Here is a 20,914-nt window from a genome sequence, read left to right on the forward strand (position 1 = left end):
GACTGCGCCTTCTCTCCTTTCGTGGTACAAATTATCTATTCTTCGCGAAGCCATCCAGCGACCGCCAAACTCACCGCCAACGGATACAATTTGTGCTCCACCTTGTGAATGCGCGCGAGTAAGTCCTCTTCTGTGATGCCGTCTGGGATGGCGACGCGCGCCTGGAGCAGAATCGGTCCGGTGTCGATGCCGTCGTCCACCAGGTGCACGGTGACGCCCGTCTCTTTCGCCCCCGCGGCCAGCGCGTCCTGCACCGCGTGGCGACCCGGAAAGTGCGGCAACAGGGACGGATGGATGTTGAGGATGCGGTTGGGATAGGCCGTCAGCAGCACGTCCCCGACCAGGCGCATATAACCAGCCAAGGCAATCCACTGCACGCCGTGCTCGTGCAAAAACCGCAAGACGTCCCGTTCAAACGCCGGCTTGTCCGGATACGTACGGGGACTTTTGGCAAACACCGGCACCCCGGCCTTTTCGGCGCGCGTGGCGGCCAACGCCCCGGGTTTATCCGAAACGACCGCCACCACCCGTGCCGGCCAGTCCGGGTTGCGCCTGGGCTCATCCAACAACGCCTGCAGGTTACTGCCGTGCCCGGAAGCGAAAACGGCCAGACGCACCGGCTCCATCACGCCCCCGCCTCCACCAGCCGCGCGTCTCCCGTGCCCGGCACGATTCGGCCAATTCGATACGCGCGCTCACCTTGCGTCGTCAACCAGGCAAGCGTCTCTTCCGTCCGCTCTGCCGGCACCACCAGCGTAAAGCCGATGCCCAGATTCCAGACGCGCGCCGCTTCGATTACGTCCATGCCACTCTGCTGGAGCAACCACGAAAAAACGGGCGGCTTGGGCCAGGCGCCGAGGGTAATCTCCGCCGTCAGGCCGTCCGGCAGGGAGCGCGGCACGTTTTCCACCAGGCCTCCGCCGGTGATGTGCGCCATCGCCCGGATGTCCAGACCCGCCGCCAATGCCGTCAACACCGGCCGCACATAGATGCGCGTGGGTCTAAGGAGCTCATCCGCCCACGTCCAGGCACGCCCCGCATGGGTCGATCCGCCTGGCGCTGCAAACGGCGTCTCGTCCGTCAGCTTGACCCCGGCCTCGGCAATCAGCTTGCGCACCAGCGAGTAGCCGTTGGAATGCAGGCCATCGCTGCCGAGCCCGATGAGCACGTCCCCAACCTGAGCGCGGCGGCCGTCGATTAGGTCCGGCTGATTCGCTACACCGACCGCAAAGCCAGCCAGGTCGTACTCCCCGTCCTCGTACATCCCGGGCATCTCCGCCGTCTCGCCGCCAATCAGCGCACACCCGGCCTCGGCACAGCCCGCAGCGACCCCGGCCACGACCGTCTCGGCGACGCTCACGTCCAGTTTGCCGGTCGCCAAGTAGTCGAGGAAGAACAGCGGCTCCGCCCCGGAGGTGAGGATATCGTTGACACACATCGCCACGCAGTCGATACCCACCGTATCGTGACGCCCACTGGCAAAAGCCAGCTTCAGCTTCGTGCCGACTCCGTCCGCGCCCGAGAGCAGGACCGGCTGGGGGAATCGGGCCGTATCCAGACGAAAACCGCCGGAAAAACCGCCGATGGCGGCCATCACCTCCGGCCGGCGAGTGGCCTGGGCAAGGCGCGCGTAACGGCGGGCCGCCTCATTCCCCGCCGCGATGTCCACCCCCGCCTCGCGGTACCAATCGCTCATCTGACTTCAACCCCCTGCCGACTGACGTCATACTGCTCTTTGCTGACGGCGTACACCTCGGTTGGGTAGCGCCCGGTGAAACAGGCGTTGCAGAACGGGTACGGCCCGTCTTTGGCCACACCGAACGCCTCCATCAACTCCTCGACGGTCAAAAACTCGAGCGAATCCGCTTCAATCAAACGGCAAATCTCTTCTGGGGAGTAATCCGCTGCAATCAGCTGCCCTTTGGACGAGGTATCGATGCCGTAGTGGCAAGCGTGTTTGTACGGCGGACTGGAGATGCGCAGGTGCACCTCGGTGGCCCCCGCCTCACGCAGCAGCTGCACCAGGCGACGGCTGGTGGTGCCGCGGACAATCGAGTCGTCGATGAGCACCACGCGCCGGCCTTCCACGACTGAGCGGACCGCGTTCAGTTTCAGCCGCACCCCCAGGTCGCGCAGCTCTTGGGACGGCTGGATGAAGGTGCGCGCCACGTACTTGTTCTTCACCAGCCCCATCTCCAACGGAATGCCGCTGGCCTCGGCAAAGCCGGTCGCGGCCGAGACGCTGGAGTCAGGGACCCCGATGACGATGTCCCCGACCGCCGGGTGTCGCGCGGCCAGGATGCGGCCTAACTTCTTCCGTACCGCGTGCACGTTCCAACCGTCGATGTCGCTGTCCGGGCGGGCAAAGTAGATGTGCTCAAAGGTGCACATGGCCCGCCGCGTCGGCTGGGCCGGCGGAATGGCCGTAAGCCCCTCCGCATCGATGACCAGCGCCTCCCCGGGCTGCACATCGCGGATGAACTCAGCGCCAATCGTCTCAAACGCGCACGACTCGGACGCCACCACGTAGGCCTCCCCCAAGCGGCCCAGCGCCAAAGGGCGAAGCCCGAACGGATCGCGCAGGGCGATGAGCCGATCATCGGTCAAAAACACAAACGCGTAGCCGCCCTTGACCATGCTGACACTGGTGCGTACCGCCTCGATGAAATCGGTCTGTACGGAACGGACAATCAGGTGCGCCACCACCTCGGTGTCGCTGGTGGACTGAAACAGGCTCCCCTGACGCTCGAGCAGCACGCGCAGGGCGGGCGCGTTGACTAGATTCCCGTTGTGCGCCAGGGCCAGGCTGCCGCGGTGCGTGCGGAAGGTGAGAGGCTGGGCGTTTTCCACCGTGTTGTGGCCGGCGGTCGAATAGCGCACATGACCAATCGCCGCGTGGCCCTTGAGGCGCTCTAGGTCCTCCCGGGAAAACACGTCGGAGACCAGGCCCAGTCCCCGGTGGTTGTACATTCGCTCCCCGTCCACGCTGGCGATGCCCGCCGCCTCCTGTCCGCGATGCTGGAGGGCAATCAGAGCGATGTGCGTGATTTGCGCCGCGCTCGGGTGCCCGAAGATGCCGAAGACACCGCACTCTTCCTGGGGGTGATCCGTCCGTTCCAGCCTCATTCTCCGTCGACCTCCCCGCGTCCACTGGGTGTCTGCATGCTCTTAGGCAGCGCCGTTTCATACGCATCGCGGGCCGCCGCCACGGTCACCGACAACCAGGTGCCGTTCGGGTCCCCGATGGTCACCGCATCCCCGCCTGTGTGGCCGAGGCGAACGGCCGGCACCTGAGCCTTACGGGCGGCCAGGAGCACGCTCTCGGCTTGGTCTCGGTCGACCTCGAGCAGGACGCGACTCTGCGCCTCTGAGAACAACACACCGGCCCTGCGCGGCGCATCCGTCACTGTCTCCGGCAGGACCGCAATCACGCCGACGTTCCCCGCGATGGCCATTTCCGCCAGGGCGACAGCGAGGCCGCCTTCGGAGACGTCGTGGGCGGAGCGGACCTGACCGCTGTGAATCAACCGCAGCACGAGGTCCTGCACTCGCTGCTCCAACGCCAAATCAAGGCTTGGCGCATCGCCCGCCGGCTGCCCGGCAAGCACTTGGGCAAACAGGCTGCCGTCGAGCGAGTCGTCGATGGGGCCCAACAGGATGACCGCCGAATCGGCCTTTGTAAACGCGGCCTCGGTGACGTGCGCCAGGTCTTCAATCAGGCCGACGGCGCCCACGACCGGGGTCGGGAAGATGTCTTGACCTTGGCTTTCATTGTAGAAGCTGACGTTGCCGCTGACGACCGGCGTGTCGAGGGTGCGGCAGGCCTCGGCCATCCCCTCCACCGCGTCGATGAACTGGCGCATCACAAACGGCTTCTCTGGGTTGCCAAAGTTCAGGCAGTCGGTGATGGCGAGCGGCTTGGCCCCGCTCACAACCAGGTTGCGTGCCGCTTCCGCCACCGCAATCGCGCCGCCCTGGCGCGGGTTGAGGTAGACGTACCGTCCGTTGCCATCGGTCGTAAGCGCGACAGCCCGCTCTACACCCGGCAGCCGCACCACGGCCGCATCGCTTCCCGGCCCGACCTGGGTGGACGCGCGGACACTGGTGTCATACTGCCGATAGACCCAACGCTTGTCGGCGATGGACGGGTGCGTGAGCAAGTCCAGCAGGTGCTGCTCCCAGTCTTTAGCCGCAACCTGTTCCGCCGTCGGCAGGGTCACCGCCAGGCCGGGCGATGGGTACTCAGGGTCCGCCGGGCGGTCATAGACCGGCGCCTCGTCGACCAAGGCGGCCACCGGCACGTCCGCCACCACTTCCCCCGCGAAGAACAACCGCAGTTGGCCATCATCGGTGACGCGGCCGATTTCCGCCACCTCCAGGCCCCACTTGCGAAGGATAGAGAACGCGAGGTCCTCTTTCCCCTTTTCCATCACGACCAGCATCCGCTCCTGCGACTCGGAGAGCATCATCTCGTACGGGGTCATGCCCTCCTCGCGGACCGGCACCTTGTCGAGGAACAGCTCCAATCCGCCGCCGGCGCGGGCCGCCATCTCGGCCGACGACGAAGTCAGCCCGGCCGCGCCCATGTCCTGGATGCCAACCACGGCACCCGTGCCGATAAGTTCCAGGCAAGCCTCCATCAAGAGCTTGCCGAGGAACGGATCGCCCACCTGCACGGCGGAGCGTTCTTTCTCCGTCGGGTCTTCGGCCGATGCAAACGTGGCGCCGTGGATACCGTCGCGACCGGTGCGGGCGCCGACCACAAACACCGGATTGCCGACGCCTTTGGCTACGCCTTTTGCCATCTTGTCCGCCTCGAGGACTCCGACGCACATGGCGTTGACGAGCGGATTGTGCCGATAGCGCTCGTCAAACACCGTCTCGCCGCCGACGGTTGGGATGCCGACGCAGTTGCCATAGCCGCCGATACCTGCGACTACGCCCGCGAACAGGTAGCGCGTCCGCTCATCGCTCAAGGGGCCAAAGCGCAAGCTGTCGAGGAAGGCAATCGGACGCGCCCCCATCGTGAACACGTCGCGCAGGATGCCGCCGACGCCCGTGGCCGCCCCCTGGTAGGGCTCCACCGCGGAGGGGTGATTATGGCTCTCCATCTTGAACGCCACGCCAAGCCCGCCGCCGACATCGACCACGCCCGCGTTTTCTCCCGGCCCCTGCAAAACCTGCGGCCCGCTGGTAGGAAACTTGCGTAGGTGGATTTTCGAGCTCTTATAGCTGCAGTGTTCCGACCAAAGGACGCCAAATAAACCGGCTTCGACGTAGTTGGGCAGGCGCCCCAGGCGATCACAGACGCGCTGGTACTCGACCTCGGACAGGCCCAATTCGAGATACCGGCGCTCATCACGAATCTCCTCGGGCGTCGGCTGCCCGGCCGCTTTCGTCGCTACGCGCTGCTCAGCCACGCCCATCCCCTCCTTCCGTGGCCACACCCACGAGCGATTTCTGCTCCTTTACATACCGGTGCATGGAGGTAAACATGCGCGATCCGTCCGTTGACCGCATCCATTCTGCGACCGCCCGCTCCGGATGGGGCATCAGGCCGAGAACGCGGCCGTTTATCCCGAGTACGCCCGCGATATCGTCTTTCGATCCGTTCGGGTTCTGCTCATAAGTGAAAGCAATGCGCTGTTCTGCATGCAGCTCTGCCAGCGTCCCGGCGTCGGCGTAATAGCGCCCGTCCCGGTGCGCGATAGGGATACGAATCTTCTCGCCAGCCTGATAGTCGAGGGTGAACGGGGTCTGGTTGTTGACCACACGCAGCTTCGTCATTTCACAGCGAAACTGCAGGTGGTCGTTGACAAGCAAGGCGCCGGGCAGGAGCCCCGCCTCGGTCAGCACCTGAAACCCGTTGCAGATACCGAGCACCAACGCCCCTCGCTGCACGGCCTCGCGCACCCCGTTCAAGGCTGGGGCGAAACGGGCAATCGCGCCGCTGCGCAGGTAGTCGCCGTACGAGAACCCGCCAGGCAAGATAATGGCGTCGTAGGCCGCGAGGTTGTCCTGGTCGTACCAGACCAGGTCGACTTCATCCCCCAGCACCCGGTCAATCGCCAGCGCCGCGTCCTGGTCGCAGTTAGAGCCTGGAAAGACGATGACCGCCCACTTCATCAGGCTCCCTCCTCGACTTGATACGCGTACGTCTCCATCACCGGGTTGCAGAGCAGCTCGTCACAGGCGCGACGCACCTTGGCCTCCGCCTCCGCTTTGTCTTTCGCCGTGACCGTCAACTCCATCGACTTGCCGATGCGCACGTTCTCCACTCCGTCGTGACCGAGGCTGGTGAGTGCCTGCAAGACCGCGTGGCCCTGCGGATCGAACACGCTTGGCTTCAACCATACCCGTACCGTGGCGCGCCACTTCGTCATACCTGCATCCCCTCTTCTACGCGGCTTAGGATTTCTTGATACGCCGCCTCGATATCGCCCAGGTCCCGGCGGAACCGGTCTTTGTCCAGCTTCTTCTGCGTCTTCGCGTCCCAAAACCGACAGGTATCCGGAGAAATCTCATCCGCCAAGAGCAGGCGGTTATCCGCGTCCAAACCGAACTCCAACTTAAAGTCGACCAGCGTGACGCCAATCTGGCGTAAAAACGCGGACAGGGTGTCGTTGACGCGCAGGGCTAACTCACGCATCTCGTCCCGGACCGAAACGGGGGCCAAGCCCAGCACCTCCACGTGGTCATCGGTGACGAGCGGATCGCCCAGGTCGTCGTTTTTATAGTAGAACTCCACAATCGGCCGGGCGAGCGGTGTTCCTTCCGTGAGCCCGAGCCGCTTCGCCATACTCCCGGCGGCCAGGTTGCGGACGACGACCTCCAAGGGCACAATGCGCACCGCCTCAACCAGCGTCTCGCGGTCGCTCAGGGGCTCCACCAGGTGAGTGGGAACCCCATGCGCGGCTAAAAGCTGCATGAACAGATTGGAGAGGCGGTTATTCACGATGCCCTTGCCGGCGATGGAACCGCGCTTCTGGCCGTTGAACGCGGTCGCGTCATCCTTGTACTCGACAATGTATTGGCGTGGATTCTCGGTTCGATAGACCTTTTTCGCCTTGCCTTCATAGAGCAGCTCAAGTTTGGCGACCATGGTTTTCTCTCCCTCTGCTTGATGTGTCGAGGGCCGGTACAATAACGGCCCGCACCCCCGACCTACGCGGGGAATGCGAGCCGTGCTGGCTGGCGGCACCGGACTGGCCTTTGGACCGAGCAACCCTCCGGCGCGGATACGGTCCGGTGAAGGCCGACCCTGGTTCTACGGGTGTCGGCCTACCGATTCCGAATCTCGGTTGCCGGAGCGGTCCAAGCCATCGGTCTGGTCCCGAGACAGTTCTTCCGGTGCCTCGGATTCCCCTCGTAGTCCGGACCTTTCCGGGGTCCGGGTAGAAACTCTCAGGCCGTATTCCTGAGGATATACGAGAGTGAGCAGTATTCCATTTTGCCGTGGCAACTTATACGGCCGTGGCGAACGTCTCCGGACGCCGAAGCCTCAGATGCCCAGGCGGGCCAAAATCTCGTCCACCCGGCGCAGGTGCCAGGACGGATCGAAGCAGGCCTTCAGTTCGTCTTCGCTGAGCTTTTCCTTGACGAGCGGCGCCTCGCGAATGATCTCGTAGAACGGGCGTTCCTCTTCCCAGGCCCGCATCGCGGCCGGTTGGACGGTGTCATACGCCTCTTCGCGCGCTACCCCTTTGTCGATGAGGGCGGTCAGGACGCGCTGGGAGAACGTCAGGCCGTGCGTACGCTCCATGTTGCGCTTCATGTTTTCCGGATAGACGTTCAGGTCTTTTAGGATGCGATTCATACGGTGCAGCAGGTAGTCCACCAGAATCGTCGCATCCGGCAGCACAACGCGCTCGACGGACGAGTGGCTGATGTCCCGCTCATGCCACAAGGGCACGTCTTCCAGCGCCGGTACGACAAACCCACGCAGGACACGGGCGAGGCCGCTGATTTGTTCGCAACCTACAGGATTGCGCTTGTGCGGCATGGCGGACGATCCTTTTTGACCTTTGTAGAATGGCTCCTCGACCTCGCGGATCTCCGACTTTTGCAGACCGCGGATTTCCGTCGCGATTTTATCCAAGGTGGTCCCGATAAGGCTGAGCACGAAGATAAACTCGGCGTGCCGATCCCGCTGTAGGGTCTGCGTGCTGATGGGCGCCGGCTTTAACCCCAGGCGTTGGCAAACGTAGCGTTCGACAAACGGATCGACATTGGCGTAGGTGCCGACGGCCCCGGAGATCTTGCCATAGCGTACGCGCTCAGCGGCCGCTTCAAAGCGCTCCAGGTTGCGCTCCATCTCGGCGTACCAGAGCGCCGCCTTGAGTCCGAACGTGGTCGGCTCCGCATGCACCCCGTGCGTCCGGCCCATCATGATGGTGTGCCGATATTTATCCGCCAGGGTCCGCAGGGTATCGAGCATCACCTGGAGGTCATTCCGGATGATGGCGATGGCCTGCTGCAACTGCGCCGACAGTGCGGTGTCGACGACATCGGTCGACGTTAAACCATAGTGGACCCACTTGCGTTCCGGGCCGAGGGACTCAGACACAGCGCGCGTGAAGGCTACCACGTCATGGCGGGTGGTCTCCTCAATCTCCAGCACCCGTTCGACGGAAAAGCGCGCCTTCTCGCGGATGGCCGCCGCGTCTTCCTCTGGAATAACGCCGAGCTGAGCCCACGCTTCACAAGCCAAAATCTCTACCTGTAGCCACCAGTGGTACCGCTGTTCCAGCGTCCAAAGCCTGCCCATCTCCGGGCGGGTATAGCGGTCAATCACGGGGTTCGCTCCTCCTCCAGCCAGCGGTGGACAGCGTACGTCCACCTGTATCCGTTGCCAGTGTACCCCCGACCCGCTAGGGTGTCAACCAAAATCCCGAACGATGGAATAAAGTTCGCATAGAATGTTCGCATGCGTAGGCCGAATCCCTTGCCCATCGGCACGATTCCTGATATCCTGAGAAGCGAATTGCATACGGGGTTTTGTCGAGGAGGAGCCTGTCACCCAGGCTCCTCTTTTGCGTCTTTTGCGTTTTCGCCCGGCGCCGCGCCGGTTGACGCTTACAGCTTCTATTGCAGGAGGTTCTGCCATGCACTCACACGCCGTAGAATTCGCCCAAGACTTGTTGACAACGCTGCTGCTCATCTTTGTCGTCGGCACAGCGGGTGGCAAGCTGGCGCAAAGACTACACATTCCCGATGTGGTTGTGTTCGTCCTGCTTGGTATGCTCCTTGGGCCCTCGGCTCTGCATTGGATTGATATTGAACCGCAGTCCCTTATCAACCCAGTCATCCTGTTGGCAGGCGCTTCGTTTATTCTGTTTCACGGCGGCATGGTCACGGAACTTCGCGTCCTGGGGCGTGTGTGGCCCAGTATTGGGCTTCTGTCCACCGCCGGAGTAGTGGTGACCGCCCTGATAGTAGCGGCTGCGACGCACTGGATGGTTCACGTGCCGTTTTTGCTGGCCCTGCTCCTGGGCGCAATTGTCGCCTCGACCGATCCCGCCTCATTGGTGCCGATTTTCGGGCGGTTTCCGATCCGCCCGCGCGTAGCACAGACGGTCATCTCGGAGTCTGCCTTCACGGACGCCACTGGGGCCATCCTAACCACAGTGGTCTTCGGCATTCTCTCGCACACCACAAAGGCCAGCGCTGGGTCTATCCTGCTTGAGTTTCTCCAGCTGGCGGTGGGTGGCATCGTCGTGGGAGGCGTGATTGGCGGCGTCACGGCGTTTCTGATTTCCGAAAACGACCGAGGACTGCTGCGGGAGTTCACTCCGATGGCGGTGGTCATCAGTGTCCTGGCCAGCTATCTGATTGCCGAACACCTGCACGCCAGCGGCTTTATGAGCGTCTTCACAGCCGGCTTGGCGGTCGGCAACGCGAAGTCCTTCCGGTTGACCATTCTGCCGGAACAAGAGCGGGCGGCGCATGAATTTATTGAGGCGGTCGGTTTAAAGTTTCGGATGCTCATCTTCGTCCTGCTGGGCAGTCAGGTGGACTTTGGCATCCTGCAAAAGTATGGCTGGCAAGCCGTCGTGCTCGCCATCGTGTTCATGTTCATCGCCCGGCCGCTGACCGTCATGAGTTCGCTGCTTCCGGATTGGCGTGCCAAGTGGCAGCGCAACGAGCTTCTGTTTTTTTGCTGGACACGGGAAACCGGCGTCGTGGCAGCCGCGCTAGTAGGCATGGTGACCAGTTCAGACTTGCCCCAGGCTTCCTTTTTATCCGCCGCCGTCTTTGTCATGATCCTCGCGACCTTACTGGTTCAGGCCAGCACCACCCCGACGCTGGCAAAACGCTTGCACCTCCTCGAGGAGTGAGTGTCAAGCCCGGATGACAGCGTTCATAATCCAGTCCAACCTGTCCGCCATCCACTTTGCCACGCTAGAATGGCGCGGTAAGATAAATGGGTGTCGATGCGAAAGGGGATGAGCCAAGGTGAAAGAACCACTTGTGGAAGGACTCACAGAACAGGTAGCCGCCCATCGCCAGCCCCAACATAAAGTGCCGGCCGTATTTGTCAATCGCTGGTCGCCGCGGTCCTTCGCCGAGCGCCCGGTCGACGAGGAGACCTTATTTGCCGTGCTGGAAGCAGCCCGTTTTGCCCCATCCGCCGCAAACGTACAGCCGTGGCGGTTTATCCTCGCCCGCACGGATGTGGAGCGGGACCTGTTTTGTCAGTTTATTAACGCCCGCAATGTCGAGTGGTGCCACAAGGCGCCCGTACTCCTGCTGCTGGTTTCCGAAACGACGATGGCAGACGGCCGCCATAACCGGGCGCACGCTTTGGACGCCGGAGCCGCCTGGATGTCGCTTGCCTTGGCCGCGCAGATGAAAGGCCTCGTGACACACGCCATGGGCGGTTTTGACCGGGATAAAGCGCGGGAAATGCTGAACATTCCAGAAGGCTTTGAGCCTCAGATTGTCATTGCCCTCGGGTATCTGGGAGACATCAACGACCTCCCGGCCGACTTTCAGGAACGCGAGCATCCATCCGTGCGCAAACCACTCTCAGAAACCGTGTTTGAAGGTCGGTTTGGCAACCGAATCGCTGGATTGGCGTGACGAATCTAGGGAAGAACACGCGCTTGAAAAACGACCGCCCTCAGACAGTAGCCTGAGAGCGGTCGTTTTTTGACAATCCTTTAAGGCCGATAACGGTCCCCAGATTGTGGGTAACGAATCAACGTAGTCACAATCCAGCCGATGACTCCAAACACGACCACGGCCAGTGGGAAGCTGACCGCCAGCCGCTCAGCTGCTGGAGATTTCCCGCGAGCCATTGCGAATCCCCCCAACGTGTCCCTTTCGCCCTCAGTATGAGCCGCCAAGGACAATCCTATGAGAGGTTGCCCGCTGAGGAGTGCCCCGCAAACCTGGTTGAACCCTGAGCTTAAGCGGCCGCGCGTCCCGCAATTACACGTAGAAAATGTATCGCCACAAGGCCAAAATGACGATGATAATCATCAGCCAGTGGATGCGCGTGTATTCCTCTCTGCGCCCAAATAGCCACAAAATGGCGTTGATGATGACAAACGCGGTAAAACCTACGGCGATGCCGTTCGAGATGCTGTAGGTCAAGGGCATCGTGACAATCGTCAGGAAGGCCGGGATGGCAATCCCCATGTTGTCCCAATCGATGTTGCGCACCGCCTGCATCATCAACACGCCGACAATCACCAGCGCCGGTGCGGTCGCCTGCGCCGGAATGACGAGCGCAATCGGCGCGATGAACAGCGACAACAGGAACAAGATGCCCGTAGTGACCGCGGTCAAACCAGTACGACCGCCAGCGGCAATGCCCGATCCGCTTTCGACAAAGGCGGTGATGGTGCTGGTGCCAAACAGAGCGCCGAGGCTGACACCGGTGGCGTCGACGAGCATAGCGCGGCCGAGCCGCTTCTCGCCCTCCTCGCCTTCCAAGAGCCCTGCCTTGTTGGCGGTCCCGACCAGGGTGCCAAAGGTGTCAAACAGCTCGACAAACGTAAACGTGAACAAGGCACTGATGAGCCCATAGTGGAAGACCGAGGCTAGGTCGAACGCGGCAAAGTTCATCTTTGAGAAGTCGGGCACCCAGGACGCCTGGCTGAGCCCGGACAGGTCGGTCACCCCCATGGGAATGCCAATGAGGGTCGTGACCAGGATGCCGATGATGATGGCTCCTGGCACCCGGAGCGCCATGAGCACGGCAATCAACAGAAGACCTATCAGCGTCAAATCCACGCCCGGATTGCGCAGGGAACCGAGTCCCGGCAGCCAATCCGCTCCCTGGATAAGCGCCCCTGGGGTGAACTTGGTCGGTGCCGCACCGACAAACTGCATGGTCATCACGCCGCCGTCCTTGAGACCGATGATGGTAATAAACAGGCCGATGCCGACGGTGATGGCCAGCTTGAGGGAATCCGGCACCGCCACTACCAATAATTGGCGGATTTTTGTAACCGTCAAAATAATGAACACGATGCCAGAGATGAACACGCAGCCAAGCGCGGTCTGCCAGCTCATCTGCCCGCCGTGCAGAGCCGCCACGGTGGCAAAGTAAGCGTTCAGACCCATGCCGGGAGCCAAGGCAATCGGATAATTGACAAATAGACCCATCAGCAGCGTGACGATGCCCGCCCCGAGCGCCGTCGCCAGAAACACGGCGTGCGCGTTCATACCGGTACCGCTCAAAATCTGCGGATTGACAAACAAAATATACGCCATCGTGACAAACGTCGTAATGCCAGCCACGATTTCACGACTAACCGTCGTCTGATGCTGGCCTAGGCGAAACAGGTTTTCCATGTCCCCCATTACTCCCATTCAATCGTCGCCGGAGGCTTCGATGTGATATCGTAAACGACCCGGTTGATGCCGGGCACTTCGTTGACGATGCGCGTGGATACCCGCTCTAGAACCGGGTAGGGCACACGCGCCCAGTCCGCCGTCATGCCTTCTTCCGAAACCACCGCCCGCAGGGCAATGGCGTTCGAGTAGGTCCGCTCGTCGCCCATAACGCCGACGCTCTGGATGTTGGTCAAAACGGCAAAGTACTGCCAAATCTCCCGCTCCAGCCCGGCTTTGGCCACCTCTTCCCGGAAGATGGCGTCCGCCTCGCGCACCTTGCAAAGCTTGTCCTCCGTCACTTCGCCAAGGATGCGAATCGCCAGCCCGGGGCCTGGAAACGGCTGTCGCCAGACGAGCTCCGGAGGCAGGCCCAAGGCCTCGCCGAGCGCCCGCACCTCGTCCTTAAACAGCTCGCGCAGCGGCTCCACCACCTGGAACTGCATGTCTTCCGGCAAGCCGCCGACATTGTGGTGAGACTTAATCGTCTGTGCCGTCGCCGTCCCACTCTCAATGACGTCCGTGTACAGGGTTCCCTGCGCGAGGTACGCAAACGGGCCCAACTCCGCCGACGCCGACTCGAAAACGCGGATGAACTCCTCACCGATAATCTTGCGCTTCTGCTCCGGATCGACCACACCACGAAGGCGGGTCAAAAACCGCTCCGCCGCGTCGATACGCACCACCTCGACGCCGAGGCGGCCCTTGAGGGTATCCATCACCGCCTCGCTTTCTCCCTTGCGCAGGAGGCCGTGATCGACAAACACCGCGGTCAATTGCGATCCGATGGCGCGGTGCATCAGTGCGGCGGTCACGGACGAGTCGACGCCGCCCGACAGGGCGCAGAGTACCCGTTCCCGGCCCACCGTGGCGCGAATCTTGGCCACCGCCTCGTCAATCATCGAATCCATCGTCCAGTCGCCTCGGCAACCGCAGATGCGGAAGAGAAAGTTGGCGATGAGCGCCTGACCGTGTTCGCTGTGCCGGACCTCCGGATGATACTGAACGGCGTAGACGCGCCGGCCAGCATCGCTCATGGCCGCAATCGTCCCATCTGGGGTCACCGCATCCGCGGAAAACCCAGCCGGCACCTGGACGACCGCGTCGCTGTGACTCATCCACACCGTCTGCTCGGCGGGCTGGTCGGAAAACAACGGCTGCCTGTCGTTAATCACCTCAAGGCGCGCGCGTCCGTACTCGCGGACGTGCCCCCGTTCCACCCGGGCGCCAAACCGTTTGGCCAAAAGCTGCATGCCGTAGCAGATGCCGAGCACCGGCACCCCTAGCTCAAAGATGCCTGCATCCACGTCGGGCGCTCCCGGTTGAAAGACGCTGTTGGGTCCGCCACTGAAGACGATACCCTTGAGGTTTCGTTTCCGGAGTTCATCTGTCGGCGTGTTATACGGCAATAACTCGGAGTAGACGTGCTGCTCGCGAATCCGCCGGGCAATCAATTGGTTGTACTGGCTTCCAAAATCGAGCACAACCACCGTTTCGTGCTGCAAGCCCCCCACACCCCTTTGTCCACCTGGTATTCTTCAGCAAACTCGACGGTTTCAACCAAGGCCGCGGTTTGGACAAAAGAAAACCCCGTCCCCTCACGAATCGCGCACGGCCACACGGTCGGCCTGGTGAGGCTGACGGGGAAAACAAGCCAAACGGGTGCGCCAAACAAGACGGCGCATCCGTTCCAGCATGTCTACACATCGGCCTCGTAGTCGGACGATTTCCGGTCGTCCGGTAGAAACTGCCGAGCCGATTCCCGGCATTATACGAGACAAACGATACGAGAGAACACGACAAACTCCGACACAATTCTACTCATGGAATCAAACCAGGTCAATAATAGTAGGAGATATGGATATTCTCTTTTTCCAGAGCAAGTCCTGGCTCAAGGTACATCCACATGGATTTCCGATACCTTACCAGTTGCTTTGGATAGACACTGCGGTGCAATAGTCGGTGGGCAGAAGAGAATCATGATGGATAACATGACGCCAGCCAGAGCCGGGAGCGCTTTTTCACCTTATAGTCTTGGCGTCAATCTCAGCGTTTCTTTCGCCGAGCCAAACGAAGTCGCGCCCATAATGAAGCAGTTCTTGTTACCCATCCCCCTCTCTGTCGGACTATAGCCCCCAACCAATCCTTCCATACGGCGCGCGCTCTGGACAACTCTTGCTGGGTTGGCGTGATGCCCCCGTACCAGTAGGACTCGGCAATCCGGAGCAAGCGCACGCCGTCTTCGTGCGCAACAGGATACCGCTCGAGCTCCACAGCAAGGTCGCGGAGTGTCCGTTGGCGGTAGAGGAAACTTGTGTCGTTATCCCTGATGCCCGAGGCCCCGGATGCGTCCAAAGCACGCACCAGTCTCAGCATCGCTGGAGTGAACCCGGCCAGCGGCGCCGCCTTCGGCCAGCGCCAGAGCCACCAGGCCAGGCGCAGGCGCCGATAGAACAAAACAGCGAGGCACACGAGAAGGACACCGAGCGCCATGAGCACCTGGTTCGCCCAGCCCGGCCAGTAAAAGGTCCAGACGCGGCCGGCCCCTCCGCTCTTGGCGTCCGAGTCGGCAGTAGTAGACGGCTTTGTCTGCGGCTTGCTCTCCGGAGCGGGCTGTTTCGGTGCCCTCTCGCTCCCGATCGCTGGCTGAGTGGCCTTCGGGGGCGCAAACGGCATGACAAACCCTGGGGTGGGATCAAACGGAACCCAGCCGGCGCGGGGAAAGTACACCTCAACCCAGGAGTGGGCATCCGAATTGCGAACGATGTAGCGAGAGCCCGGACCCGAATAGTTCGGGTCCGTATCCCCCACGGCGAAACCGGTGACAAACCGCGTCGGAATGCCAACCGTACGCAGCATCACGGCCAAGGCGGAGGCAAAGTTGTCACAGTACCCCCGCTTCGAGTCGAACAGAAACTGATCGACATAATCGTGATTGGGCCCAGGCACCGGAACGTCCGCAATCTGGTACGTATAATTGTTCTGCAAATAATCGATTAACCGCTCGACGATGTCGTACTCATTCTTATCCTTGCGAACCACCATCTCGGTTAACTTCTGCACGCGCGGCGGCAACGGGCTGGGGAGTTGCAAACCGTTCGTTCGCACGTCCTCAGGCCATAGCTGTACCCGCGCGCCCAGGTCGCTCGGCAAAGGCGGCAGCTTCGCCAGGATGCTGGACGGATCGACCAACTCCTGGCTGGTCACCGTATACGTCTTGCCCGGTTCATCCCAGGGTCCGACCACCGTCCCGGTTTCCGGGTTGGCCGCTGCGAACGCCGCTTCCTCCCGCTGACTCGGTCCGGTGACACGGACCAATTGATACGCCCCGAAGACCACGGCCGCATGCAACGACTTACTGAGGATATGCACAGCTTGTTTGACCGTCCGCGTCGGCAGGGACGCGGAGAAAGAGGCGTTCTGCAACCGTGGCACCGTACCATCCGACTCGAGCGGTTGGTGGGTCGAGACGCCCGGTATCCAGCCCTTGCCCGTGTAGTCGTACAGCACCTGGCCGCGCAGATAAGCCGGATAGGGCGTGACAACGGAGAGCACGGGGGCGTTGTTCATGCTGAACGATCCGCCCAAATGCGAGCTGTCGGTCTGATAGCCGATGACCTTTTCTGTCGATCCGCCCCTAGTACCGGCCTGCTGCGCCTGAAACGGGTTGGCCCAGACGGCGCCCGGTTTGGGAATCACCCAGGCAAACGTCGTCAAGAGCCCCGTTACGAGGGCCAGCGGGGCCAATACCCGCAAGGGCGACCCGAGGATGGGCGCGCTCTGCTGCGCGCTCTGCAGCAAAGGCCGTAGCCCGCCCACCAAAAGCGCGATGAGGCAGATCCCTATCAGGGCGGCGTCCGGGTGAACTGTTGTGTTTCCGTCCATCACCGCGAGCACCGCGAGGCCGAGTACGTTATACAACCACCACAGGCGCGGGCGGTGAGCGGCATACGCGACGAGCCAGTACAAGACCGCCAGCACCCATAAAAACAGGTGAGTGACGAGCGGATCGGCCACAGGGAGGCCGGAGAGCAGGGCGTGCAGCTGTGCCGCATCGGCACGGAGTAGCCAGGCGATGCTGGCCAGCGGAGAAGCCACGGGACTGAAATAGTGCGTCATGTACCAGGTACTGGCGACGAGCGCGGCGACGAACCGGAGCCACTTCCAAGGCAAGCACTGGGGGATCACCAGCGCCGCCAAAATGGGGTAGAAGGTTGGTACCCCCTGCAGCAGGCGCAGGTCCTGCAGCGGTGGCAAAAACAGCCACAGCCAGACGCCAGCGGCCACGGCCAAAAGGACTTGCAGGGTAAACGAAAAAATCCGGTTAGAGGTGATTTGCACGAGCCAACCCTCCCCGGCCGAGATGCCTCAGCGTATCGGTTGAACCAAGCAGGTATACCCGCACGCTGGCCTGCTGGAGCAGCCGTAGGCCCTCCTGCTCCGCCACCGAGAGCACGGTTTTCGCCAGCGGGGCAAACCATTCCACAGTCACCCGACCTTGCAGCACGCCAGCGGCGATGGCCGTTTCTCGGGCGAGCGCAGGGGAAATGACGACCAAGGTCGCTCCGCTGGGCGCCGCTTGTCCCACTCGACGTAGGCTCTCGGCGAAAGGGGTGCTCCCTTCTGGTTTGGCGCGAGCCAAGCTCTCCAGACAGTTTCGATACTGGGCCTCATCCCCACTGCGCGCAAAGGCCACGAATTCCCGTCCGTGCATGACCCAAGCAAAGGCACGCCCAAGGTCGTAAGTGTGTTTGGCGAGAGAGGCGGCCACGTCCATGGCCAGTTCAAACTGTACGGTGCCGAGTTCGGATTCGTAGCTACCGCCTGAAACATCGACGATGAACAAGATATCTTCGCTGACGTGGCGTTCAAACTCTTTAGACTGTAGGTGACCGCGGCGGGCGCTCGCGCGCCAGTGAATGCGGCTGAATCTATCGCCTGGCGTATAGTCACGAACGCCGAGGACGGTGGTCGAGTCCTCACTGCGCTGCCGCGTCGGTTCACGCAGGCCCAAGGTCTCCGGGCGCATTCCCGCCCACCCCTGCACCGGCAGGGGCTTGGGATAGACGAGCAGCTCGCAGGCTTCCGATGCTTGCCAGCGCCTGCGAACGAGACCAAACAGGTCGACCGTGGTGACGGTCGTGGGCCCCAGGGTATAACACCCGCGCGGCAGTCTGGCAATCTCGTACGTAAACGCAAACATAGAGCCCCAGAGTGGGACAAACCGGCGACGGGCACCAGACGCTCGGGCACGCAAGGCACTCGGCGTATGGTCTTCCACTTCAATCCAGACGAACGGCCAGAGTCGGACATGCCGGCGCACGACGACTTCTACACGCAGGGACTGCCCGGCGGGGAGGCGGGTTGCGGACGGTTTGCGGGAGACCGTCAAACCGTGCAGAGCCAACGCCCAACAACCCCATTCATACAGGCTCAGCGCCAGACAAAACGAAAACAGGAACCAGGGAAAAAACCCGCCCTGCACGCGGGCGAACACCAAGAGGCCGACCAATACAGCCACTGCGCCAGGGTAGACGACAACCTGGCGCCATCGGCGAAACCCCATCACCAGGCGGCCCCTTTCGGTATCGGTACCGGTACAGAGTCGACGCACTCTTGAATCACGTCTTGGGTGCTTACGCCGGCCAGCCGGGCATCGGCGTTTAAGAGCAAGCGGTGCTCCAGGACGTAGGGGGCCAGGTAACGGATGTCATCCGGGATGACAAACGACCTGCCAGACAAAAGTGCCAGGGCCTGCGAGGCTTTGAATAATGCCAGACTGGCGCGGGGGCTGGCGCCCAGGTACACGCTCGGATGAGTCCGGGTGGCCTGGACGATGCGCACCAGGTACTCGCGCAGAGCCGTTTCCACGTATACATCGGCTGCCTGACGCCGCCACTCCAGGACGTCTTCTGGTCCGGCAACCGCCGCCAGCTCGTCCACCGGGTGCGTCTTTTGCTGCCGATCCAGAATCGCCATTTCATCCTCCACACTCGGATACCCCATGGCCAACTTCATTAGAAACCGGTCCAACTGGGCTTCCGGGAGCGGGAACGTGCCTTCAAAATCAATGGGGTTTTCGGTGGCCAATACAAAAAACGGATGCGGCAGTTCATGTCGCTGCCCGTCGGCCGACACCGCCCGCTCCTCCATCGCCTCCAGGAGGGCGGATTGGGTCTTTGGAGAGGTCCGGTTAATTTCGTCCGCCAACACCACCTGGCCAAAAACGGGTCCGGGACGAAACTCAAACTCTTGCGTCTTTTGATTGTAAATGGAGGCACCCGTTACGTCCGAGGGCAGGAGATCGGGCGTGAATTGAATCCTGCGAAAGCTGCAGCCGAGTGTCCGTGCGACCGCTCGCACGAGCACCGTCTTCCCGACCCCGGGGACGTCCTCGAGCAAGCAGTGACCGCCAGCCAACAGGGAGACCAAGACCAGACGAATGACCTCTTCTTTTCCAACCATAACCTTCGTGATGTTTTCAAAGAGAGGCAAAAAGGCTGAATTCCACTCATGAATCACGGATGTCCGAGCGGGTGGTTTTGACAAGGGCGTCCCTCCATCCCCCAGTTTCCAAGTATCAGGATACTACATGGGGACCTTCATGGACAGGGGGCGCGTCCAAGAGATGGCTGGGGAATCGCGAACACGCGTCCCCCAGCGTCATCACAGATCTATGGATGGACGTAGTTGAGAGGATTGGTCGGAACCGGCAACCCATTACTGCCGGTCAGATTCGTGGACACCTCAAAGTGCAGGTGCGGGCCGGTGGATTCGCCCTCGTTGCCGATGCTGGCAATTTGCTGGCCAGCGTGCACGGTCTGTCCCGGCGACACAAGAATGGACGACCCCGCCATGTGACCGTAGATCTCATACAGTCCCTTCGCCGATTCGATAACCACCCAGTTGCCGTAGCCGCTCGCCGGTCCAGCGTAAACGACAGTGCCGCTGGTGGCCGCCACAATGGGGGCCCCGTACGCGCCGGGGATGTCAATTCCCGGATGAAAATCCGGTTTGCCGTTTAAGATGCGGTAGCCGTAGCTGGAGCTGATGCTGTGGCAGCTTGGCACCGGCCACACCCATCCGGATGCGCTCGGTGCAGACCCGGTGGACGGCGCGGACGCCCCAGCTGATGCGCCCGTTCCCGCGGACGATCCGCTCGACGCCGAGGGTCCGTTCGCTGCCGCAGCAGACTTAGACGGCGCGGTGACTGGAGTCGACGAACGCGAGGCCGCTTCTTGACGTGCCCGCTGTTCCGCCTCGGCCCGTGCCTTCGCCTCAGCCTCCGCCTTTTGCTTTTGCTCTTGCTGCATCTTCTCAATGGCGGCGGTGATGGTCGCCAAAGCCGATTGCTCATCCGCGAGGTCCTTCTCCGCCGCGACGCGGGATGCGTGCACCTGCTCCAAAAGCTTTTGTTCCTGCGCTTGTTTGGCCTTTTGTTCCTGCTGTTTTTCCTGGAGGGCTTGATAGACTTTCTGCTGCGCGCGCTGTTGGGCCTGCAGGTCCTCCTGCTGGGCGTCCAGCTCTTCCTTTTGCTGCTGAATCTGCGCCATCATCTGTTGATTTTGCTCCGCGATGCCAGAGAGCAGCTGCAAGCGGGTAACAAGCTCTGAAAAGCTGGTCGACTGAAACAGTACCGTAAGGTAACTGGTATGATCGGTCTCGTACATCACCTGCACGCGTTCCTTGAGCTGCTGATACTGCTCCTCAAGTTCTGCCTTTGTCTTCGCAATCTTGGTTTGCAATTCTTGGATTTGCTCATTGCGTTGTGCGAGGTCCTGTTGGAGCGAGGCGATGCTATGATTCAAGGAGACTAATTGGTCTTGCAGGGAAGCCAGTTGTTCCTGTATCGCCTGTTCTTTGGAAGCCAATTTGGTGATTTTCTGTTTCGTCTCCTGTTGCTTCTGCGTCAATCCTGCCGCCTTCTGCTTGGCGGCAGACAGTTCGTCCGCCTGAGCCGCGGCCGACCCCAGTAGGGCCGTGGTCATGGCGGCGGCGGTCAACATCAATAGGCATTTGCTGCGCGCCATTGCCGCGAATCCACCTCTCCAATCTCACGCTCTCACTTTCC

Annotated in this window: 17 protein-coding genes and 2 riboswitches; of the genes, 2 read left to right on the forward strand and 15 right to left on the reverse strand. The window is 61.7% G+C overall.

Annotated elements, in window-relative coordinates; genetic code table 11:
* Nucleotides 1-35: 35 nt before the first annotated feature.
* The 8 genes from purN to purB all read right to left on the reverse strand — a co-directional run bounded on the left by purN (nucleotide 36) and on the right by purB (nucleotide 8,794).
* The gene (gene purN / locus H522_RS17775) at nucleotides 36-626 is read right to left on the reverse strand and encodes a phosphoribosylglycinamide formyltransferase (RefSeq protein WP_035452818.1); all 591 of its coding nucleotides are present in this window, start codon (nucleotides 624-626) and stop codon (nucleotides 36-38) included.
* Nucleotides 626-1,696 carry a phosphoribosylformylglycinamidine cyclo-ligase gene (gene purM / locus H522_RS0105280; protein ID WP_026961507.1) on the reverse strand — a complete coding sequence of 357 codons (1,071 nt, stop codon included), beginning with the start codon at nucleotides 1,694-1,696 and terminating at the stop codon, nucleotides 626-628. Before purM ends, purN begins: the two co-directional genes overlap by 1 nt.
* The gene (gene purF, locus H522_RS0105285) at nucleotides 1,693-3,126 is read right to left on the reverse strand and encodes an amidophosphoribosyltransferase (RefSeq protein WP_026961508.1); all 1,434 of its coding nucleotides are present in this window, start codon (nucleotides 3,124-3,126) and stop codon (nucleotides 1,693-1,695) included. The genes purM and purF overlap by 4 nt, the downstream gene beginning before the upstream one ends.
* Complete coding sequence (gene purL / locus H522_RS0105290) at nucleotides 3,123-5,420, reverse strand: phosphoribosylformylglycinamidine synthase subunit PurL (protein ID WP_245578021.1); 2,298 nt, start codon at nucleotides 5,418-5,420, stop codon at nucleotides 3,123-3,125. Before purL ends, purF begins: the two co-directional genes overlap by 4 nt.
* Nucleotides 5,413-6,126, reverse strand: coding sequence for a phosphoribosylformylglycinamidine synthase subunit PurQ (gene purQ, locus H522_RS0105295; RefSeq protein WP_026961510.1), 714 nt, complete (start codon nucleotides 6,124-6,126; stop codon nucleotides 5,413-5,415). Before purQ ends, purL begins: the two co-directional genes overlap by 8 nt.
* Nucleotides 6,126-6,383 carry a phosphoribosylformylglycinamidine synthase subunit PurS gene (gene purS / locus H522_RS0105300; protein ID WP_026961511.1) on the reverse strand — a complete coding sequence of 86 codons (258 nt, stop codon included), beginning with the start codon at nucleotides 6,381-6,383 and terminating at the stop codon, nucleotides 6,126-6,128. The genes purQ and purS overlap by 1 nt, the downstream gene beginning before the upstream one ends.
* Nucleotides 6,380-7,102 carry a phosphoribosylaminoimidazolesuccinocarboxamide synthase gene (gene purC / locus H522_RS0105305; protein WP_026961512.1) on the reverse strand — a complete coding sequence of 241 codons (723 nt, stop codon included), beginning with the start codon at nucleotides 7,100-7,102 and terminating at the stop codon, nucleotides 6,380-6,382. The genes purS and purC overlap by 4 nt, the downstream gene beginning before the upstream one ends.
* 247 nt (nucleotides 7,103-7,349) lie before the next feature.
* A riboswitch (purine riboswitch) is annotated at nucleotides 7,350-7,451 on the reverse strand.
* Nucleotides 7,452-7,501: 50 nt separating this feature from the next.
* Nucleotides 7,502-8,794, reverse strand: a complete 1,293-nt coding sequence (gene purB / locus H522_RS0105310) for an adenylosuccinate lyase (protein WP_026961513.1) — start codon at nucleotides 8,792-8,794, stop codon at nucleotides 7,502-7,504.
* A gap of 310 nt (nucleotides 8,795-9,104) precedes the next feature.
* On the opposite strand from purB, the gene H522_RS0105320 reads away from it, so the two are divergent.
* Entirely contained in the window at nucleotides 9,105-10,337 is a 1,233-nt protein-coding gene (locus tag H522_RS0105320; RefSeq protein ID WP_026961514.1) for a cation:proton antiporter, read from the forward strand.
* Nucleotides 10,338-10,455: 118 nt separating this feature from the next.
* Nucleotides 10,456-11,082, forward strand: coding sequence for a nitroreductase family protein (locus H522_RS0105325; protein ID WP_051343932.1), 627 nt, complete (start codon nucleotides 10,456-10,458; stop codon nucleotides 11,080-11,082).
* 80 nt (nucleotides 11,083-11,162) lie between these two features.
* On the opposite strand, the gene H522_RS21430 is transcribed toward H522_RS0105325, so the two are convergent.
* From H522_RS21430 to H522_RS20370, 7 genes are all read right to left on the reverse strand, one after another.
* The gene (locus H522_RS21430; protein ID WP_155836213.1) at nucleotides 11,163-11,300 is read right to left on the reverse strand and encodes a hypothetical protein; all 138 of its coding nucleotides are present in this window, start codon (nucleotides 11,298-11,300) and stop codon (nucleotides 11,163-11,165) included.
* A gap of 133 nt (nucleotides 11,301-11,433) precedes the next feature.
* Complete coding sequence (locus H522_RS0105335; protein WP_026961516.1) at nucleotides 11,434-12,804, reverse strand: NCS2 family permease; 1,371 nt, start codon at nucleotides 12,802-12,804, stop codon at nucleotides 11,434-11,436.
* 8 nt (nucleotides 12,805-12,812) lie between these two features.
* The gene (guaA, locus tag H522_RS0105340; RefSeq protein ID WP_035452820.1) at nucleotides 12,813-14,348 is read right to left on the reverse strand and encodes a glutamine-hydrolyzing GMP synthase; all 1,536 of its coding nucleotides are present in this window, start codon (nucleotides 14,346-14,348) and stop codon (nucleotides 12,813-12,815) included.
* A gap of 190 nt (nucleotides 14,349-14,538) precedes the next feature.
* A riboswitch (purine riboswitch) is annotated at nucleotides 14,539-14,639 on the reverse strand.
* Nucleotides 14,640-14,889: 250 nt separating this feature from the next.
* The gene (locus H522_RS0105345; RefSeq protein WP_026961518.1) at nucleotides 14,890-17,184 is read right to left on the reverse strand and encodes a transglutaminase TgpA family protein; all 2,295 of its coding nucleotides are present in this window, start codon (nucleotides 17,182-17,184) and stop codon (nucleotides 14,890-14,892) included.
* Complete coding sequence (locus tag H522_RS0105350) at nucleotides 17,168-18,409, reverse strand: DUF58 domain-containing protein (protein ID WP_026961519.1); 1,242 nt, start codon at nucleotides 18,407-18,409, stop codon at nucleotides 17,168-17,170. The genes H522_RS0105345 and H522_RS0105350 overlap by 17 nt, the downstream gene beginning before the upstream one ends.
* Nucleotides 18,409-19,392 (reverse strand): AAA family ATPase, encoded by a 984-nt coding sequence (locus H522_RS17780; protein WP_245578022.1) that lies wholly within the window; start codon nucleotides 19,390-19,392, stop codon nucleotides 18,409-18,411. The genes H522_RS0105350 and H522_RS17780 overlap by 1 nt, the downstream gene beginning before the upstream one ends.
* Before the next feature lie 125 nt (nucleotides 19,393-19,517).
* On the reverse strand, nucleotides 19,518-20,873 hold the full coding sequence (locus H522_RS20370) for a murein hydrolase activator EnvC family protein (protein WP_051343934.1): 1,356 nt from the start codon (nucleotides 20,871-20,873) through the stop codon (nucleotides 19,518-19,520).
* Between the last annotated feature and the right edge of the window lie 41 nt (nucleotides 20,874-20,914).

The sequence above is a fragment of the Alicyclobacillus herbarius DSM 13609 genome (assembly GCF_000430585.1).
GTDB lineage: Bacteria > Bacillota > Bacilli > Alicyclobacillales > Alicyclobacillaceae > Alicyclobacillus_G > Alicyclobacillus_G herbarius.

Excerpts from the sequence above, each read along its gene's own strand:
- H522_RS0105335 (WP_026961516.1), bottom strand. The coding sequence starts at position 12,804 with ATGGAAAACCTGTTTCGCCTAGGCCAGCATCAGACGACGGTTAGTCGT.
- H522_RS20370 (WP_051343934.1), bottom strand. The coding sequence starts at position 20,873 with ATGGCGCGCAGCAAATGCCTATTGATGTTGACCGCCGCCGCCATGACC.
- purN (WP_035452818.1), bottom strand. The coding sequence starts at position 626 with ATGGAGCCGGTGCGTCTGGCCGTTTTCGCTTCCGGGCACGGCAGTAAC.
- H522_RS21430 (WP_155836213.1), bottom strand. The coding sequence starts at position 11,300 with ATGGCTCGCGGGAAATCTCCAGCAGCTGAGCGGCTGGCGGTCAGCTTC.
- purQ (WP_026961510.1), bottom strand. The coding sequence starts at position 6,126 with ATGAAGTGGGCGGTCATCGTCTTTCCAGGCTCTAACTGCGACCAGGAC.
- purC (WP_026961512.1), bottom strand. The coding sequence starts at position 7,102 with ATGGTCGCCAAACTTGAGCTGCTCTATGAAGGCAAGGCGAAAAAGGTC.
- H522_RS0105350 (WP_026961519.1), bottom strand. The coding sequence starts at position 18,409 with ATGGGGTTTCGCCGATGGCGCCAGGTTGTCGTCTACCCTGGCGCAGTG.
- H522_RS0105320 (WP_026961514.1), top strand. The coding sequence starts at position 9,105 with ATGCACTCACACGCCGTAGAATTCGCCCAAGACTTGTTGACAACGCTG.
- purM (WP_026961507.1), bottom strand. The coding sequence starts at position 1,696 with ATGAGCGATTGGTACCGCGAGGCGGGGGTGGACATCGCGGCGGGGAAT.
- purS (WP_026961511.1), bottom strand. The coding sequence starts at position 6,383 with ATGACGAAGTGGCGCGCCACGGTACGGGTATGGTTGAAGCCAAGCGTG.
- purF (WP_026961508.1), bottom strand. The coding sequence starts at position 3,126 with ATGAGGCTGGAACGGACGGATCACCCCCAGGAAGAGTGCGGTGTCTTC.